Consider the following 17,874-nt stretch of genomic DNA (forward strand, 5'->3'; position numbering starts at 1 on the left):
CCGGTCCAGACCACACAGTCCGGCCGGGGAGCGTGTGCCCGGCGCGCACCCACGGCCCTCTAGGATCGCAGCCGTGGAAAGTCTCGACGAGGTCATCGATGCGATGATCGCCGACCGGGTGATTCACCGGCACCGGCGGATCTGGTTGCTGCTGATCGCCCTCGTCGTGGTGGCGGCGCTGATCGTGCTGGCCACCGGCGGCTGGAAAGAGAAGACGGGCCGCACGGTCCCGACCCTGGACGCCCCGGCGACGGTGACCGCCGGCCGGTTCGAGTTCAACTTCACCAAGGCCGAGATCATCCGCAAGCCCAAGGGCGAGTACACCGACGCTGAGACCACGCTCCGGGTCTACTTCACCGCGAAGAACATCGACTCCGAAGAATTCACCAGTGAGTCGGTAGCCAGCAAGCTGGTCAAGTTCGTCCCCGGCGGCGGTCAGGATCTGATCGACTCGAATGGCGGCGCCTGCCGCGGCGACAACCTCAACTGGGTGCTCGTCTACGGGCTCCCACCGGAGGAATGCAGCACGAAGTTCGACGTCGAACCGGACTTCGCCGCCGACGTCGTCGAGATCGGCGTCCTGCAGGAGCACTACGACAGCGACAACGGGGCCCTCGGCGTGAACGAGAAGCCGTACTGGCACAACGAGGATCCGGCCGCCGTCGTCCGGCTGAAGCCGACCGTTGTCATCGACGACGGGAAGAACAAGTGAAGCTCTACCGCCCCGCGACCATCCTGGTCGGTCTGCTGTTCATCTTGATCGGCGGCGTGGCCCGGCTGGCCGGCCCCGACCAGGTGTACGGCGACGACTCGAACCTGACGGTCGTGCACGGCACCATCGGCGAAGCCCTCCCGTACGCGGGCAGCGGGTCGACGATCAAGGTGACCCGGATCAAGTTCGCCCGCAAGATCCTCAGCGGGGACGGGGGCTCCGACGACAAGCCGATCGACACCAATGGCATCTTCGTCGCGGTCGAGTGGGACGCCGTGCGCGGCGTGAAGGACCCCGACACGTTCACGCCGACGCTGATCACCGACGGCGACAGCGTGTACGAGAAGGTCAGCGACCCGAACGAGAGCGACATGAGCTTCCCCGATGCGGGCTTCGCCAGCACGGGGGCCATCGTCTTCGAGGTCAACCCGACCGACCTGAAGGGCCTGACCCTGAGACTCAAGCCGAGCATGCTCTGGAACGTCTACAACTCCGAGGTGCGCGTCGACCTGGGTGTCCCGACCGAGGACATCGCCCAGCAGATGGTCGACCACGCCGACGACCAGTACGTCGTCAACGACTCGGTCACCCGGGTGGCGTCGTGAACCTCGCGAGCCGGGCGAGCCGGCTGGTCGTGCAGGCGTCGCTGATGGTCGGCCTGCTGGGCCTCGGATCGTTCACCCTGCTGCACCCGTACCTGAGCGACGACGAGCAGCTGTACAAGCAGGGCCGGGTCGACGAGGTCGTCACCCAGGGCCCGGTGACGGTCCAGAGCATCGAGTGGAAGCTGGACTCGCTGAAGGCCTACACCTCGATCCTGAACGAGGACGGCGAGGCGATCGAGCTCGACGCACCGGCCGGGTCCATCTTCATGCTGGCCACGCTCACCGTGACCCCGCGGAAGGGGATCATGCTCAAGGATCAGGGCTTCAGCTGTGACGCGCTGCTGCGGGACAGCAAAGGCAACACCTGGGACGACACGCTCGCGACTGGGTACCCGCTGCCGACGTTCTGCGGCGACGACGACCATCCGTTCACGATGGACAAGCCGGCCAAGATCGCGAAGGTGTACATCGTCCCGAAGAGCGCCGTACCGAACCTGGTCGGCCTGGTCGTCGAGGACTTCTACATCCACCGACGGGTCCTGATCACTCCCTGACGAAAAGCCCGTCAGACGGTCGCGGGAGCCGGCTGCTTGACGACCTCGCGCGGCGCCTTGGCCTGGGCGATCGCCGCGGCCTCGGCCCGGCGCTCGTTGCCGACCGAGATGCACAGGTCGAACGCGGCGGCCAGGAGCGCGATCCGCAGCGGCTCGAAGAGCAGCCCCTGGATCAGGCTCGCGATCTCGTGGTTCATCAGGCCCCAGTACTGCCCGTGGATGCCGAGCAGCCGCTGGAAGGCGACGAACGCCCAGTCGTTGCCGAGCAGCCAGAACGTGTAGACCAGGCAGACCACGCCGAGGAACACCGGGCCGACCCGGACCAGCAGCCGGAACGCGTTGATCGCGGGGTAGAACTTCTCCCGTACCCCGGCCAGCAGCAGGTCCGGCGCCTTGTAGGTCAGGCCGACGATCCGGCCCCGCTGCGGCGCCTCCTGCGCCTCGGTCTGCGCGCCGAGCCGGCGCTCCAGCCGTGTCCCGCGGAAGACACCTCCGCTGGACAGCACCCGATGGCCGAAGACGACCGTGGTGATCGCCAGCCAGGTCAGCGGCTCGGCGATGCCCAGCTTGAACATCGGCCAGAGCGTCTCCCACAGGAAGCCCCAGAGGAACTCGATACCGGCCGGGATCGGGATGTGGATCTTGTCGAAGAAGCCCTTGACGCCATCCCACCAGTCCAGCGACCAGTACCAGAAGCTGCGGTCCTTGAACCACTCCTTGCCCTCGTCGATCGCGTACGGCGTGATCACGAAGGTGAGCAGCACGAAGAAGGCCTCGGCCCAGACCTGGGTGAGCTTCACCGGGCGGCTCGGCCAGCGGTCGTCGACCGACTGCAGGACGCGGCGCAGCACCAGGAGGACGGCGAGCGCCGGCAGGTAGTTGTGCCAGCTGTGCATTCCCACCTTGAAGAACGACGAGCCCGGCTGCAGTCCGTTCTGGACGAGGTACGTCGCGCTCAACTGGCTGACCTGAGCATCGAAGAAGCCCCACGCCGACCAGACCGCGACCAGCGGCAGCAGCGTGACGGCCAGCAGCTCGAGCAGGCCGCGCTGCGTCGGGTCCGACGTCTCCTCCGCGTCGTCACTCGCCGCATCCCGCCAGCGGTACAGCGACATGGCGCAGGTCCGGATCATGCCGACGGCCGCGATGATCTGCAGCAGGACGCCGACCGCAAACAGGCCGGTGCCGAGACTCGAGTGCAGGTGCTCGGCCAGCCAGATCGCGCCCTGCGAGCACACCGTGAAGCCGACGAACCCAGCCACCCACCAGGTGGTCATGGGCAGGAGGTTCTTCCACCAGAGCCGGAACGTATCCCCGATCAGGTGGACCATCTCGCGAAAGCCGTCGACGAGCGTGCGCATCGCGCCTGATCCTAGGGGAGGGCCGGGTCCTCCGAGCAATTCAGTCCGTCATCCGTAGGTGTCGCGGGGGCCGCGGCCGCCGCGGATGGTGCGGGGGCCCTTGCGCCAGGTGTAGGTGTTGGGGCCGAGGACCTTGACCTGGGAGACGGTGCCTTCGCCGAGTTCGGCGTTCAGGCGGAAGAGCAGTTGCGGGACGAGCAGGTCGAGCTGGACCTTCCACGCGGTCGACGACGTACGGACGGTGAGGACGGTGTCGTCGTACGACTCCGGCTTGCAGTGTTCGGCCATCTCGGGGCCGACGATGGACGGCCAGCGCGCCATCACGCCGTGTACGGCGACGTCGACCTCCCAGCCCTGGTCGCGCATCAGCCGGCCGAGCGTGTTGGTCAGGCGCTGGGGATCGCGGTCATCGGGGCGGGCGCTGCTGATCTGGGCTCCGAGCCGCGGCCGGCGGCGGCGTTTGACCGGCTTGATCCCGCCCTTCGCCGCCTGCTGCTTCAGCCGCGCCGCCAGGGATTTGGCGAGCTCCAGGCCCTGCTTGTCGTGCTCGGCCTCGCTCTCGGGGACGCTCTCGGAGGAATCCGGGGGTTCAGGCACGCTGAACGACCCCCTCACCCACCTCGAAGCGCGCTCCGCTGAGCTCGGCGGGCACGTCCGCGCCGACCGCCGCGGTCACCAGCACCTGCTCGGCCGGCGCGACCAGCTCGGCCAGCCGGTCCCGGCGCTGCGAGTCGAGCTCGGCGAACACGTCGTCGAGGATCAGCACCGGTTCACCCCCGTCCGCGCGGAGCAGGTCGTACGACGCCAGTCGCAGCGCGAGCGCGAACGACCAGGACTCACCGTGACTCGCGTACCCCTTCGCGGGCAAGTCCCCGAGCCCGAGCAGTACGTCGTCGCGGTGCGGGCCGACCAGCGACACGCCGCGGTCGAGCTCGTCCTGCCGCTTCTCCCGCACCGCCGCGAGCAGCACCTCCTCGAGCTGCTCCCGGGACGCCACCCCGGGCTCGAGCAGCACGGACGACTTGTACTCGAGCCGCGCGTCACCCTTGCCGCGGGCAACAGCGTCGTATGCGGTCGAGACCAGCGGGCGGAGCGACTCCAGCAACTCCAGGCGGGTGGCCAGCAGCTCGGCCCCGGAGCGGGCGAGATGCGAGTCCCAGACCTCGAGCGTCCGGAGCTGTCCCTCGGCGGCACTCGTCCGGTTCTGCCGGCGCGCCTGCGACGCGCTCCGCAGCAACGAGTTCCGCTGCTTGAGCACCCGGTCGTAGTCCTGCCGTACGCCGGCCATCCGCGGCGCTCGCAGGGTCAGCAGCTCGTCGAGGAACCGCCGGCGCTCGGACGGATCGCCCTTCACCAGCGCGAGGTCCTCCGGCGCGAACAGCACCGTGCGCAGCAGACCGAGCACTTCCCGTGGCCGCGGCACCGGCGACCGGTTGATCCGGGCCCGGTTTGCCTTCCCAGGATTGATTTCCAGCTCGACCACCACGTCGCGGTCGTACTGGCTGCGGATCTCCGTCCGCACGATCGCCCGGGTGGCGCCGGCCCGCACCAGCGGTGCGTCGTTGGCCACCCGGTGCGACCCGAGGGTCGCGGTGTAGTGGATCGCCTCGACCAGGTTGGTCTTGCCGTGGCCGTTCGGCCCGACGAAGGCCGTCACGCCCGGAGCGAGCTGGACCTCCGCCTGCTGGTAGGACCGGAAGTCGAGCAGACCCAGGGCGGTGACGTACACCTCAGTTCTTGGGCGGGGTCGCGTACGACGGATCGGCGGCCTCGGCACCCTTCACCGCGTGTCCGCCGAACTGGTTGCGCATCGCGGCGATCGCCTTCATCGCCGGCGAGTCCTCCTGCCGGGACGCGAACCGCGCGAACAGCGCGGCCGAGATGGCCGGCATCGGTACCGCGTGGTCGATCGCGGCCTCGACCGTCCAGCGGCCCTCGCCGGAGTCGTCGGCGTACCCGCGGATCTTGGCCAGGTGGCTGTCGTCCTTCAGCGAGGCGACGAGCAGGTCGAGCAGCCAGGACCGGATCACGGTGCCCTCGCGCCAGGACTCGAAGGCCTCCGGCACGTTCTCCACGACGTCCGCGGCCTCGAGCAGCTCGTAGCCCTCGGCGTAGGCCTGCATGATCCCGTACTCGATGCCGTTGTGGACCATCTTCGAGAAGTGCCCGGCGCCGACCTTGCCGGCGTGCACGAAGCCGAACTCGCCCTCGGGCTTCAGCGCCTCGAAGATCGGCATCACCTGCTCGACGGTCTCCTTGTCGCCGCCGCACATCAGCGCATAGCCGTTCTCCAGGCCCCAGACACCGCCGGACACGCCGCAGTCGACGAAGCGGATGTCCTTCTCGGCGAGCTGCGCGGCGCGCCGGGTGTCATCGGTCCAGCGGCTGTTGCCGCCGTCGATCACGATGTCGCCGGGGGACAGGAGCTCGGCCAGCTCGGTGACGACCGCGTCGATCGCCTGCACCGGCACCATGATCCAGACCACCTTGGGCTGGTCGGAGGCGGTGAGCTTGCCGACCATGCCGGCCAGGTCCTCGGCGTCGGAGATGTCCTGGTTGTGATCGAACCCGACCACCGTGTGACCGGCGTTCCGGATCCGCTGGCGCATGTTGCCGCCCATCTTGCCGAGACCGACAAGGCCGAGCTCCATCGTGAATCCCCTTGTTCTGTTGGTGTTCAGCTGTTCAGGCGGACCGGCATCAGGACGTAGCGGAACTCGCTGATCGGTTCACCGTCGAAGTCCGTCACACCGGTCAGTTCGGCCGGCTTCGTCGCCTGCGTGAACGCCAGGTGCGCGACCGGCGTACCGATCGCGCCGAGACCGTCGAGCAGGTACGTCGGGTTGAAGCCTACGGTCACCGGATCGCCGACCACCCGGGCCTCGAGCGACTCCGACGCCTGCGCCTCGTCACCGCTGCCCGCGTCGAGGGTGACGCTGTCCTCCTCGAAGGTCAGCCGGACCGGAGCGTTGCGCTCCGCAACCAACGCGACGCGCTTCACGGCCTCGACCAGGGTCGCGGTGTCTATCCGCACCCGGGTCGCGATCGCCGCGTCGGTCGGGATGATGCCGCGCACCTTCGGGAACTCGCCGTCCAGCAACCGGGTGGTGGCGCGCCGGTTGCCACCGGACACCTGGCCCTCGAAGCCGACGATGCCGTCACCGCTGCCCGGGGCGGCCAGCGACACGATCACGTCGGAGCCGGTCATCGCCTTGGCGGTCTCGGACAGCACCCGGGCCGGCACCAGCGCGGCCGCGGAGGCGTCGGGGGACTGCGGGTTCCACTGCAGTTCGCGGATCGCCAGCCGGTAGCGGTCGGTGGCCAGCAGCGAGATGGTGGAGCCCTCGATCTCGACCCGGACACCGGTCAGCACCGGCAGCGTGTCCTCGCGGCCGGCCGCGGTCACCACCTGGGAGACGGCCTGGGCGAAGACGTCGGCCTTGACCGTCCCGCTGGCGGCCGGAAGGTCCGGCAAGGCCGGATATTCCTCTGTGGGAAGCGTCTGGAGCGTGAACCGCGAGCTGCCACAGGTGACCTGTGCCTTCGCGCCGTCCACAGCGACGTCCACGGGCTGGTTCGGAAGGCTCTTGGAGATGTCGGCAACGAGCCGGCCGGAGATCAGGCACTTCCCCGAGTCGGCCACCTGCGCGGGCACCGTGACCCGCACCGACGTCTCGTAGTCGAAGCCGGACAGGGTGATCTGCCCGTCCTCGGCTTCGACGAGAAGGCCGGCAAGGATCGGGACGCTGGGACGACTGGGCAAACTGCGCGCGGCCCAGGCCACCGACTCGGCCAGTACGTCGCGCTCGACGCGAAACTTCACCGCTGGGTGCCTCCTGATTCGGCTGTGTGCCAGGCAGATCCTGCCACGGACAAGTGTGCTGTGCGCCCATCGGGCCTGACGTGGCGCTTCGGGCGGGTCGCGTCGGCGTCGTTCAAGTACTGCTCCGAGTACTTCCGAGAACAGCCTGACAGGTCCCGCAAGCCGGCGCGAGATCGGGGTTTTCCCCAGATCGGGCCGCTCGATCGTTTTGTGGCCTTCGAGCTCTCTACAGATTCCATAGTGTTCTTCGCACCGGTGGATACTGTGGAAAAGCGGCGACTTCCCAGGTCAGAGGCCAAATCGGGGTGGGGACGCCGTGTGGACGACGCTCGCTTGTGCTGAGGACAACGGTGGACGGCGAAATCTGTCCCCACAGCCAATCCACACCACAGACGAGGCTTTCCACTGCGATACCCACACTTTTCCACAGCTGTGTCCCCAGCCTGTGTGGTTACTGCTGCTTGGCTTGGTGCTTGATCCGGTTGGTCAGTTCGGTGACCTGGTTGAAGACGCTGCGCCGCTCCGACATCAGTTGCCGGATCTTCCGTTCGGCGTGCATCACCGTCGTGTGGTCGCGGCCGCCGAACTGCTGACCGATCTTCGGCAGCGACAGGTCGGTCAGCTCGCGGCACAGATACATGGCGATCTGCCGGGCGGTCACCAGCACGCGGCTCCGGCTCGAGCCGCACAGGTCGTCGATCGACAAACCGAAGTACGACGCCGTCTGGCCCATGATCATGCTCGCGGTCACCTCGGGCTTGCTGCCTTCGGGGATCAGGTCCTTCAGCACGATCTCGGCCAGGCTCAGGTCGACCGGCTGCCGGTTCAGGCTGGCGAACGCGGTGACCCGGATCAGCGCGCCCTCGAGCTCGCGGATGTTGGTCTGCACCTTCGACGCGATGAACTCCAGCACCTCCGGCGGCGCCGTCAGCCGCTCGGTCGCGGCCTTCTTCCGCAGGATCGCGATCCGGGTCTCGAGGTCCGGCGGCTGGATGTCGGTGATCAGGCCCCACTCGAACCGGTTCCGCAGCCGGTCCTCCAGCGCCTCCAGGCGTTTCGGCGCGCGGTCGGAGCTGATCACGATCTGCTTGTTCGCGTTGTGCAGCGTGTTGAAGGTGTGGAAGAACTCTTCCTGGGTCTGGATCTTGCCTTCCAGGAACTGGATGTCGTCGATCAGCAGCACGTCGACGTCGCGGTACCGGCGCTGGAACTGGGACGCCTTGTCGTCGCGGATCGCGTTGATGAAGTCGTTGGTGAACTCTTCGCTGGACACGTACCGCACGCGGGCGCCGGTGTAGAGGCTGCGGACGTAGTGCCCGATCGCGTGCAGCAGGTGGGTCTTGCCCAGACCCGAGTCGCCGTAGATCAGCTGCGGGTTGTACGCCTTGCCCGGTGCTTCCGCGACGGCGACGGCCGCTGCGTGCGCGAACCGGTTCGAGCTTCCGATGACGAAGGTTTCGAAGGTGTACTTCGGGTTCAGCCGCGCTTCACCCTGCGCCTCGGTGGCCGCCTGCGACGAACCGTTCGGCGGCGGGGCGACCGATCCGAGCGGCGGGGCGACCGATCCGAGCGGCGGGGCGACCGATCCGAGCGGCTGACCGAACGACGACTGCTGCTGCGGGGCCGGCTGCTGCTCGTAGTGCTGCGGAGCCGGCGGCGCGCTGAAATGGTTGGCCGGATCGGTCAGCGCGGACTGGATGGTCGGCTGGAAGGCACCGTCGGTGCGCAGTGGCTCGCGGACGGGCGGCGGCTGCTGCTGCATCGGCTGCTGCGGCGCGTGCTGTTGGGGCACGTGCCGCTGCGGCGTGTGTTGTTGTGGAGGCTGCTGTGTGTACTGCGGTTGCGGCGGAGCTTGCTGTTCGCGGAGCTCCGGATCGAGGGACGGGTCGACGGTGACGGCGATCCGGATGTCACGGCCGAAGCTCTCGGTGAGGATCCGCTCGAGGTCCGGACGGAGGCGGGTCTCGAGCTGTCCGCGGGTGAAGTCGTCAGGCACCGCGACGATCGCCGTGCTCTCGTGCAGCGTGACCGGACGCGAGTTGGTCAGCCAGGCCCGCTGGTTCGGCGGCAGCCCGGCAAGCACGCGAGCCCACGCCTCACCCAGGTCCGTCGCAGCCGGAGCCGCCGGCTGTGCCTGCACCGGCGGCTGCACCTGCTGCGGATGCGGCTGCTGCGGGTGCACCTGCTGGGGCTGCCCCTGGTGAGTCGGCTGTGGCTGCGACTGCTGTGGTGGCGACTGCTGGTGCTGCGGCTGCTGCGCTGGCGCGTGCTGCTGCGCCGGCGGTTGCGCCTGCGGTTGCGTCGGCTGTAGCACTGCCGGCTGTTGCGCCTGTGGCTGCTGCGCCTGTGGCTGCTGCGCCGCGTGCGCCTGCGGTTGCTGTTCCTCCGGCTGTGGCTGCGTTGGCTGCTGCGTCGGTTGCTGCGCCTGCGGTTGCTGCTCCGCTGACTGCTGCTGCGGGTGGTGTGGTGCGCCCTGCTGGGCGGTGGGGTGTTGCGGCAGCTGCTGCTGCGGGTGCTGTGGAGCGCTCTGCTGAGCGACCGGAGGCTGTAGCGCCTGCTGGTGCGGCTGCAGAGGCAGGTGCTGGTTGTGGTGGAGCTGCGGGGGCAGGTGATGCTGCTGTGCGGCCTGGTGCGGGGTCTGCACGTCAGTGGACTGCGGCTCGCTGGGCTGGTGCTCAGCTGCTCGCTCGTCGGGCGTGCGCTCGACGGCCACCGGCTGCTGCGGTGCCTGCTGGTCGGAGACGGCCCGCTCGGGCGTCGCCTCTACCTGGGGCAGCTCCGCGGAGGTGTGCTCGGCGGTTGGTGGCGCGGCCGCGCTCTGCTGAGCCGGTCTGCCGTCGGGTGACCACTGGTTAGTGGCTGCGTCGTCCACACGTGCCTCCCCCTCGATCGGTACCGCTCCTGCTGCAGTGCCGCCAGTACCCCAATCGCCGGCACCCCAGGCGTTGCCCGCGCCGGGGTGCTGATTCACGGCCGGTGCCGCACCGAAGTACGACGTACCTGCTGTGGACTGGGATGGGCCGGACGGAAGATCGGTGGCCGCACGCTCGAGCTCGGAGCGGTAGCCGTACGGACCCGGGGGCGGCGCGGGCCGGTAACCGGCGGCCGGCGGCTCGGGCATCGGGATCGGGAGCGACGGGCTCAGGTAGTCACCGGGATCCATCCGCGGCATCGGCGTCTCCGCGCGCGGACCGGGTGTGGTCTCGGTCCGGGGCAGCGGCTCCGGCGCGGGCGGCACCTCGGTGCGGAAGTTGGCCTCGGGTTCGGGCCGGAGGCCGGCGTCGGGTTCGGGCCGGAGGTCCTGCCGGCCGTCAGCGGTGTGGTCCGTCCGGTGCTCGGCCGGGCTGAATTCCACCGGTGTGAATTCCGCACTGGCGGATTGGTCCTCGACCACGCGTTGCTCCCCGAATCCATCGCTGCGGTGGCCGGCGCGTTCCGGACTGATCCGGGCTGCGCGACCATTCGACCCGACCACCGTGCGGGCCGCTGTCCACACGGTTGTCCACAGTTGTGAACGACCGCCGGAGCAGGTTGGTTACCGATCGCGGGGTGTGGGACCTCTGGTGTGAAGAAGTGACGCTAACAAGTCCGCCCACACGGCTTCAAGCTGTCATCCACAGGCTATGAACAGGAAATTGGGGGCAACTTGCGGCGTGTCGGGTAGACGCCGGAGCGTAGTCATGGTGCGAGGTCGCTCTCTGTCGCCGATCCGGCCGGACAGTGACGAGTACTCCGCCGACCGCTCGTCCACTATCCTGTCCACAAGCCTGTGGAAAACCTTGGGGATACCTGGTTTGACCTGTCCACAAGGAGCCACGTACCGTGGATCGGTCGGTGTTGAGCCGGCCGTTTCGTGCTGCGCTCCCTGCGGGACCATCTCTGGTTCTCCGACGGTGTGCAGGATGCACCAACGGGCAGATCCGAATCAGTGGATTTGTCGACAAATTTGTGTTCTCGAGTAACCGGAGTCATTCCAGTGAGCAAGCGGACGTTCCAGCCGAACAACCGTCGTCGGCACAAGAAGCACGGCTTCCGTCTTCGGATGCGCACCCGCGCGGGTCGCGCGATCATCGCCGCCCGCCGTGGCAAGGGTCGTCAGCGCCTCGCGGCCTGAGCGACCCGTCGGACGGTGACCACCTCGTGTTGCCCGCGTCGAACCGATTGCGCCGGTCCGACGACTTCCGTCGCGCCGTCCGGTCCGGACGGCGCGCGGCGCGACGCGCGGTGGTCCTGCATGTGCTGGCGCAGGCCGACACAGGCGATGCTGTCGGCCCGGCGCGCGTCGGGTTCGTTGTGAACAAGGCGGTGGGCAACGCGGTTCTGCGGAACCGGGTCCACCGCCGTCTGCGTGCGGTCCTGGCCACGCGCTTACCCGATCTGCCGGCCGGCAGCCTGACCGTCGTCCGCGCTCTCCCGTCGTCCGCCGCGGCGTCGTACGACGAGTTGGCGGCCGACGTGGACGGCGCCCTGGGCCGGGTGCTGCGGCCATGATGCGGATCAATCCCGTGCGGAGCGGGATCATCGGTTTCCTGAAGTTGTACCGGCTGCTGATCAGCCCGCTGTACGGGCAGGTCTGCAGGTTCTACCCGAGTTGTTCGGCGTATGCCTTGGAAGCGGTCGAACGCCACGGTGCGGTGCGCGGTAGCTGGCTGGCGATGAGGAGACTCATCCGCTGCCACCCGTGGAACCCCGGAGGCTACGACCCCGTTCCTCCCAGAGATGTCGACCAGCGCGGAGAGTCTTTCTCCGCCAACCAGCCCGGACCGTCGGCCGACGCCGGGCCTGCGCAGCGAGGTGTGTGAGTGACTCTTCTGGCCATCCCCGGACTCGCGGTGTGGGACGGGATCGTAGACCTGTTCAACACGGTGATGACCCCGCTCTACTGGGCCGTGTCGGCGCTGCTCGTCGGCTGGCACTGGCTGTTCAGCCAGGTGCTCGACCCGAACAGTGGCTGGGCGTGGGCGCTGTCCATCGTCGGTCTGACCGTCACCATCCGGACGCTGCTGATCCCGCTGTTCGTCCGGCAGATCCGCTCGAGCCGGAACATGCAGCTGCTGCAGCCGAAGATGAAGGAGCTGCAGAAGAAGTACGGCCATGACCGGGAGAAGCTCGGTCAGGAAATGATGAAGCTGTACAAGGAGACCGGGACCAACCCGTTCTCCTCGTGCCTGCCGCTGCTGCTGCAGTCGCCGATCTTCCTGGCCCTGTTCCGGGTGCTCGACTACGCGGCGAACGGCAAGGCGCACAGCGCGATCATGGAGCCGTACGTCTACTCGCTGCAGCACGCGAAGATCTTCGGCGCGGAGATCTCGCAGACCTTCCTGAAGGCCAGCGGCCCCGGCGCCAACAACGTCAAGGTCGTCGCGATCGTCCTCATCATCCTGATGACGACGACGATGTTCATCACTCAGCTGCAGCTGATGCGGAAGAACATGCCGAAGGAGGCCCTCACCGGCCAGGCCGCGCAGATGCAGAAGATCATGCTGTACGTCTTCCCGATCTTCTTCCTCATCGGTGGCTTCAACTTCCCGATCGGTGTGCTGATCTACTGGTTCGTCTCCAACGTGTGGACGATGGGTCAGCAGTTCTACGTGATCCGCCGCAATCCCGCTCCGGGCACCCCGGCGTACGACGCGATGCAGGCCCGCAAGCGCGAGCACAACCTGCGCCACGGCCGGGCGGCCGACGAGGGTGTCCCGGGCGCCGTCGGCACCGCGACCGAGACCGAGACGACGGACCGTCGTCCCGCGCAGCGCCAGCAGCCGAAGCGGCAGTCGCGCAGTGACCGGAGGACCGGCGGACCGGCAGCCGGCGGCGCGGACGCCTCGAGCAACGGACAGCCGTCCTCGAGCAGGCCGCAGGACACGGCGCCGAAGCAGGACGCACCGAAGAAGACTCAGGCCGCAGCTGCCAAGAAGCAGCCGGCCGGCAAGAAGGGCACCGGAGCCAAGCGCCAGCCCGCGGCGAAGTCGGCCGCGCAGAAGAAGGCGGCGCAGAAGCGCTCCGGCGGTTCGCGCTGACCCGGCGCACCCCCTGATTGCCCCGAGCCCCGGGTCCCCGTGAGGCGGATCCCGACACTGTGAAGGAGTGGCCGTGACCGACGGCATGCAGAACACCGACACGGCGGAGCAGTCCGCCGGCACGAACTCGGCCGAGGATCGCCTGAAGGCCCTCGAGGCGGAGAGCGACATCGCGGCGGACTACCTCGAGGAACTGCTCGACATCGCCGATCTCGACGGCGACATCGACATGGACATCGACGGGGACCGGGCCGCGGTCTCGATCGTCGGCGCCGAGCTGAACAACCTCGTCGGCGAGAACGGCAAGGTCCTGGAGGCGCTCCAGGAGCTGACCCGGCTCGCGGTGTACCGGGAGACCGGTGAGCGGTCGCGGCTGATGCTCGACGTGTCGAACTACCGGGCGAACCGGAAGGCGGAGCTCGAAGAGGTCGGCCGCAAGGCCGTCGAGGAGGCGAAGGCGACCGGCACCCCGGTGCGGCTGGACCCGATGACGCCGTTCGAGCGCAAGGTCGTCCACGACGTCGTCGCGGCCGCCGGCCTGACGTCGGAGTCCGAGGGCGAGGAGCCCCGCCGCCGCGTGGTGGTTCAGCCATGACAGCGCACCGATGACCGAACACGTTTCACGTGAAACACCGCCGCTCGTGGACAGGCTGTTTCCACGGGCGGCGGTCCGGCTTTCGGCGTACGCCGAGTTGCTGGCGACCGAGGGCACGCTGCGCGGCCTGATCGGACCGCGCGAGGTTCCGCGGCTGTGGGACCGCCACCTGCTGAACTGCGCCGTGGTCGAGCGGCTGATCCCGGAGGGCGCGTCGGTCGCCGACGTGGGCACCGGCGCCGGCCTCCCCGGCATCGTGCTCGCGATCGTGCGGCCCGACCTCCAGGTGGATCTCGTCGAGCCTTTGCTCCGGCGCACGATCTTTCTCCAGGAGGCGGTCGATTCCCTGGAGCTCGCCAACGCGACGGTCGTCCGCGCGCGGGCCGAGGATCTGCCGTCGGCGTCGTACGACGTAGTCACCTCGCGGGCGGTCGCTCCGCTCGGGAAACTGGCGCGCTGGTGTCTGCCGCTCTGTGTCGAGGGCGGACTGATGCTGGCCATGAAAGGGGCGTCCGCAGAGGAGGAACTGGACGCCTCAGAACGCGAGTTGATGAAGCTCGGCGCAGAGGTTTGTCATATTCACGAACTTGGCGGCGATGAACTGGCCAACCCCACGACTGTGGTGAGTATTGTGGCCGGACGTGCTGCAGGGGGATCCCGGCACGCAAGACACGGGAGGTGAGCGGGTTGGTGAGTCGTGCCCTCGGATGGCCCGAGAAGAGCACCGGTGAGCCAGGGGCGTCCCAGGGGATCGGCTGGCCGACCGAACCGGACTCCGCCGTCCGTGTGGTGACTCAGGAACCCGCTCCCAGCTCGTCGCCCGCGCCGGCAACCCCTGTCCAGACCTCTTCGACGCCGGCTACCGAGCAGCCGTACCTCGCGCCGCCGATCGACACCTCGAGACTCCAGGCCGCTGCCGCGGCCGGTCTCGGCAGTGCGGCGGACGGCGACCAGGCGTCTGTTTCACGTGAAACGCCTGAGATGCGAGATGATGGTCCCGGGTCCGATTCGGCGTCACTGGTGGACGTCGAGCCGGACCTCTCGGAGTCTCCGCCGCCTGTGGATGACCACCGCATGAAACTGCCTCTGCACACGGGAATTCGTCCACAGAAGCCTGTGGACGGAGCTGGGGGCAGACCCGCTCCGACCCCTACAGACATCCTCTTCGGGCCAAGTCCCGCACCTATTGGAATGGGCGCTATGACTGCCGCACAGATCGCCGCGCGGGCCACGTCGGACGAGCTTCAGCGACGACTCCTGGAGACTCCGATCGCCGCCGCCACCGAACGGACCCTGCTGGTGAATGAAGGACGCACGATGGGCCGCGAGTTCCCGCTGCCTGCCGAGACCCGAGTCTTCGTCGTCGCCAACCAGAAGGGTGGCGTGGGCAAGACCACGACGACGGTGAACGTCGCGGCCGGCCTTGCCCTCTACGGCGCGAAGATCCTCGTGATCGACCTCGACCCACAGGGCAACGCGTCGACGGCCCTCGGTATCGACCACACCGAAGGTACGCCGGGTGTGTACGAGGCGATCATCGAAGGCGAGCCGCTGAGCAAGCTGATCCAGCCGTGCGCCGAGCACCCCGGCATCCAGGTGATCCCGGCGACCATCGACCTGGCCGGCGCCGAGATCGAGCTCGTCAGCCTGGTGGCCCGGGAGAGCCGGCTGAAGAGTGTGCTCGAGGCCTACCTGAGCGAGACCGAGACCGCGGGGGAGAAATACGACTACGTCTTCATCGACTGCCCGCCGTCGCTCGGCCTGCTGACCGTGAACGCCCTGACCGCCGCCCGCGAGGTCCTGGTCCCGATCCAGAGCGAGTACTACGCGCTCGAGGGTCTGTCGCAGCTGCTGCGGCACATCGACATGGTGAAGTCGCACCTCAACCCGTCGCTGGACGTGTCGACGATCCTGCTGACCATGTACGACGCCCGGACGAAGCTGGCCGGCGAGGTCGCGGCCGAGGTCCGCGGTCACTTCAAGGACGCCGTCCTGCGCACCGCCGTACCGCGGTCGGTACGGATCTCGGAGGCCCCGAGCCACGGGCAGACCGTGCTCGCGTACGACCCGGCGTCGGCCGGTGCGCTGTCGTACCTGGAGGCGTCGCGCGAGATCGCGATGCGGAACAACTCCTGAGCCAGGCGCAGCGGCGTGGCAGTGTTTCACGTGGAACGGGCCCGGCTCGTTTCACGTGAAACAGGACACGCAGGCTGCGGTGACGGCCGCGGTCGTCGGTCAGCGTTGTGATTAGGTCAGCAGTAGCTCAGCAGGCAGTCGAACTCGAGGGAGCGCGATGAACACCCGACTCGGACGCGGACTTGGTGCGCTGATCCCCAGCTCGCCGGCGCCTGGCACCACCACCCTCGGCAGCAAGTCGAACTCGATCCCGGGGGCGCCGCCGGTGGCGACGCCGGCCGCGCCGCAGGGAGCGCAGGAGCCGGAGCTCGCCGCGGTGCCGGGGGCGTCGTTCGCGGAGATCGAGGTCGACAAGATCACGCCGAACCCGAAGCAGCCGCGGACGGTCTTCGACGAGGATGCGATGGAGGAGCTCGTCCACTCGGTCAAGGAGATCGGCCTGCTGCAGCCGATCGTCGTCCGCCGGCTCGAAGACGACACGTACGAGCTCGTCATGGGCGAGCGCCGCTGGCGCGCGACGCAGGCCGCCGGCCTGACGACGATCCCCGCGATCGTGCGGGAGACGTCGGACGATGCGATGCTCCGGGACGCCCTGCTGGAGAACCTGCACCGCAGCCAGCTGAACCCGCTGGAAGAGGCCGCGGCGTACCAGCAGATGCTCGACGACTTCGGGTGCACGCAGGAGGTGCTCGCGACGCGGATCGGGCGGTCGCGTCCGCAGATCTCCAACACGCTGCGACTGCTGAAGCTGCCGGCATCCGTTCAGCGCCGGGTCGCGGCCGGGGTGCTGTCGGCCGGCCACGCGCGGGCGCTGCTCGGTCTGCCGAGCGGTGACGCGATCGAGCGGCTCGCGCAGCGGATCGTCGCCGAAGGGCTCTCGGTGCGGACGGTCGAGGAGATCGTCGCGCTCGGGGACATGCACGGCGACGACACGGCCGCGCCGCGCCGCCGGAACAAGCCGGTCGCACCGCGGCTGGTCGACCTCGCGGATCGACTGTCGGACCGGTTCGAGACGCGCGTGAAGGTCGACCTCGGAAAGACCAAGGGCAAGATCACCGTCGAGTTCGCCTCTCTCGACGACCTCGAGCGCATCGTCACGCTGATGGATCCGAACAAGGCCAGCGGGGCCTGACGCCGATCACCCAGACGAACGCCCGCCGAATTGTCGGCGGGCGTTGGTATGTCTGGGGGTCTCTCGAGCCCGAGGAGGCCCAGGTGCAGAACCGACCGCGCGTGGTGGTCAGCGTAGGAGCAAGTGCCGACGGGAAGGTCGCGCTCGTTCGGGATGCCCTCTTGATGCGTGAGCCCAGCTCGCGGCTGTGGGAGGCGATGACTCCATCGGCGCCGGACTCGGTCGCGATGGATGTCGTCGAGCTGGTCAGGCAGCAGTACGGCTGCAGCGCCGTTCTGGAGGGGAGTGGCAGCCTGGTCGCCGAGGACGAGACGCCCGACGAGCTGCCGGCGTACGACGGTGATCCGGCCGGGCTCTACGGCCACTTCCTCCCGGCCGACGTGATCGGACAGCCGTCGCCGCCGCACATGTGGTTCACGGTGGTCGACAGCCGCGGACGGGTGCGCTGGACCGAGAAGCATGAAGGCTGGGATGTGCTGGTTCTGGTGGCGCGATCGACGCCGGCGGACTATCTGGCCTATCTCCGCCGGGAGCGCATCTGCTATCTCGTCGCCGGCGAGGAGCGGGTCAACCTGGCGCAGGCAATCGCCGCGATGGGCGCCGAGCTGGGCATCAGCTGCGTGTTGTCGATGGCAGGCGGCGGCTTGAACGGCACGCTCCTGCGAGCAGATCTGATCGACGAGCTGCACCTGACGGTGGCGCCCGCTCTGGTCGGAGGGCTGGGCACGCCGTCGATCATGGACGGCGCTCCGCTCGCGATCGGCGAGGCTCCGACCCGGTTGCAGCTGCTCTCGATGCGAGCGGATGCCGGTGGCAGCGTTCGGCTCCACTACGCCGTTCTGCGGACCTGAAATGGCCGCTGTCCTGCGGCGTCGAGCCCAGAAATCACACGGATGTAAGTCCCGCGAGGTTGCTTAGGATCGCGCTGACAGAGCT

17 protein-coding genes and 1 pseudogene are annotated in these 17,874 nt (G+C 68.5%); 12 read left to right on the forward strand and 6 right to left on the reverse strand.

Annotated features, from left to right (window positions below):
• Nucleotides 1-73 precede the first annotated feature (73 nt).
• Genes AB0I12_RS27735 through AB0I12_RS27745 form a run of 3 tightly spaced genes read left to right on the forward strand, consistent with a single transcriptional unit; the run spans nucleotide 74 to nucleotide 1,871 of the window.
• A complete protein-coding gene (locus AB0I12_RS27735) occupies nucleotides 74-712 on the forward strand; it encodes a hypothetical protein (RefSeq protein WP_359934925.1) in 639 nt (212 codons plus the stop codon).
• Nucleotides 709-1,317, forward strand: a complete 609-nt coding sequence (locus tag AB0I12_RS27740) for a hypothetical protein (RefSeq protein ID WP_359934927.1) — start codon at nucleotides 709-711, stop codon at nucleotides 1,315-1,317. Before AB0I12_RS27735 ends, AB0I12_RS27740 begins: the two co-directional genes overlap by 4 nt.
• Nucleotides 1,314-1,871, forward strand: coding sequence for a hypothetical protein (locus AB0I12_RS27745; protein WP_359934929.1), 558 nt, complete (start codon nucleotides 1,314-1,316; stop codon nucleotides 1,869-1,871). Before AB0I12_RS27740 ends, AB0I12_RS27745 begins: the two co-directional genes overlap by 4 nt.
• A gap of 11 nt (nucleotides 1,872-1,882) precedes the next feature.
• Here the strand turns inward: AB0I12_RS27745 and AB0I12_RS27750 are convergent, their stop codons facing one another.
• The 6 genes from AB0I12_RS27750 to dnaA all read right to left on the reverse strand — a co-directional run bounded on the left by AB0I12_RS27750 (nucleotide 1,883) and on the right by dnaA (nucleotide 9,195).
• A complete protein-coding gene (locus AB0I12_RS27750; RefSeq protein ID WP_359934931.1) occupies nucleotides 1,883-3,232 on the reverse strand; it encodes a hypothetical protein in 1,350 nt (449 codons plus the stop codon).
• Between the two features lie 48 nt (nucleotides 3,233-3,280).
• Nucleotides 3,281-3,829 (reverse strand): DciA family protein, encoded by a 549-nt coding sequence (locus AB0I12_RS27755; protein WP_355693690.1) that lies wholly within the window; start codon nucleotides 3,827-3,829, stop codon nucleotides 3,281-3,283.
• Nucleotides 3,822-4,961, reverse strand: a complete 1,140-nt coding sequence (recF, locus tag AB0I12_RS27760) for a DNA replication/repair protein RecF (RefSeq protein ID WP_359934933.1) — start codon at nucleotides 4,959-4,961, stop codon at nucleotides 3,822-3,824. The genes AB0I12_RS27755 and recF overlap by 8 nt, the downstream gene beginning before the upstream one ends.
• A gap of 1 nt (nucleotide 4,962) precedes the next feature.
• Entirely contained in the window at nucleotides 4,963-5,883 is a 921-nt protein-coding gene (gene gnd / locus AB0I12_RS27765) for a phosphogluconate dehydrogenase (NAD(+)-dependent, decarboxylating) (protein ID WP_359934935.1), read from the reverse strand.
• Nucleotides 5,884-5,909: 26 nt separating this feature from the next.
• Nucleotides 5,910-7,055: a DNA polymerase III subunit beta gene (gene dnaN / locus AB0I12_RS27770; RefSeq protein WP_359934937.1), complete on the reverse strand. Its 1,146-nt coding sequence runs from the start codon at nucleotides 7,053-7,055 to the stop codon at nucleotides 5,910-5,912.
• 451 nt (nucleotides 7,056-7,506) lie between these two features.
• The gene (dnaA, locus tag AB0I12_RS27775; protein ID WP_359935052.1) at nucleotides 7,507-9,195 is read right to left on the reverse strand and encodes a chromosomal replication initiator protein DnaA; all 1,689 of its coding nucleotides are present in this window, start codon (nucleotides 9,193-9,195) and stop codon (nucleotides 7,507-7,509) included.
• Nucleotides 9,196-11,031: 1,836 nt separating this feature from the next.
• Here dnaA and rpmH point away from each other — a divergent pair.
• The 9 genes and pseudogenes from rpmH (at nucleotide 11,032) to AB0I12_RS27820 (ending at nucleotide 17,789) form a co-directional block, all read left to right on the forward strand.
• Nucleotides 11,032-11,169, forward strand: a complete 138-nt coding sequence (gene rpmH, locus AB0I12_RS27780) for a 50S ribosomal protein L34 (protein WP_130386492.1) — start codon at nucleotides 11,032-11,034, stop codon at nucleotides 11,167-11,169.
• 26 nt (nucleotides 11,170-11,195) lie between these two features.
• Entirely contained in the window at nucleotides 11,196-11,546 is a 351-nt protein-coding gene (gene rnpA, locus AB0I12_RS27785; protein ID WP_359934940.1) for a ribonuclease P protein component, read from the forward strand.
• Nucleotides 11,543-11,857 (forward strand): membrane protein insertion efficiency factor YidD, encoded by a 315-nt coding sequence (gene yidD, locus AB0I12_RS27790; protein ID WP_359934942.1) that lies wholly within the window; start codon nucleotides 11,543-11,545, stop codon nucleotides 11,855-11,857. The genes rnpA and yidD overlap by 4 nt, the downstream gene beginning before the upstream one ends.
• Nucleotides 11,858-11,866: 9 nt before the next feature.
• Nucleotides 11,867-12,847: pseudogene (gene yidC, locus AB0I12_RS27795) on the forward strand (membrane protein insertase YidC); the annotation flags it as partial.
• A gap of 313 nt (nucleotides 12,848-13,160) precedes the next feature.
• Complete coding sequence (locus AB0I12_RS27800) at nucleotides 13,161-13,670, forward strand: R3H domain-containing nucleic acid-binding protein (protein ID WP_355694295.1); 510 nt, start codon at nucleotides 13,161-13,163, stop codon at nucleotides 13,668-13,670.
• A gap of 10 nt (nucleotides 13,671-13,680) precedes the next feature.
• Entirely contained in the window at nucleotides 13,681-14,352 is a 672-nt protein-coding gene (gene rsmG, locus AB0I12_RS27805) for a 16S rRNA (guanine(527)-N(7))-methyltransferase RsmG (RefSeq protein ID WP_359934944.1), read from the forward strand.
• A 518-nt stretch (nucleotides 14,353-14,870) separates the two neighbouring features.
• Complete coding sequence (locus AB0I12_RS27810; protein WP_359934946.1) at nucleotides 14,871-15,806, forward strand: AAA family ATPase; 936 nt, start codon at nucleotides 14,871-14,873, stop codon at nucleotides 15,804-15,806.
• A 157-nt stretch (nucleotides 15,807-15,963) separates the two neighbouring features.
• On the forward strand, nucleotides 15,964-16,938 hold the full coding sequence (locus AB0I12_RS27815) for a ParB/RepB/Spo0J family partition protein (RefSeq protein WP_359934948.1): 975 nt from the start codon (nucleotides 15,964-15,966) through the stop codon (nucleotides 16,936-16,938).
• Nucleotides 16,939-17,042: 104 nt separating this feature from the next.
• Nucleotides 17,043-17,789 (forward strand): dihydrofolate reductase family protein, encoded by a 747-nt coding sequence (locus AB0I12_RS27820; protein ID WP_359935054.1) that lies wholly within the window; start codon nucleotides 17,043-17,045, stop codon nucleotides 17,787-17,789.
• The last annotated feature ends 85 nt before the right edge of the window (nucleotides 17,790-17,874 follow it).

The sequence above is a fragment of the Kribbella sp. NPDC050459 genome (genome assembly GCF_040655315.1).
Classification (GTDB): domain Bacteria; phylum Actinomycetota; class Actinomycetes; order Propionibacteriales; family Kribbellaceae; genus Kribbella.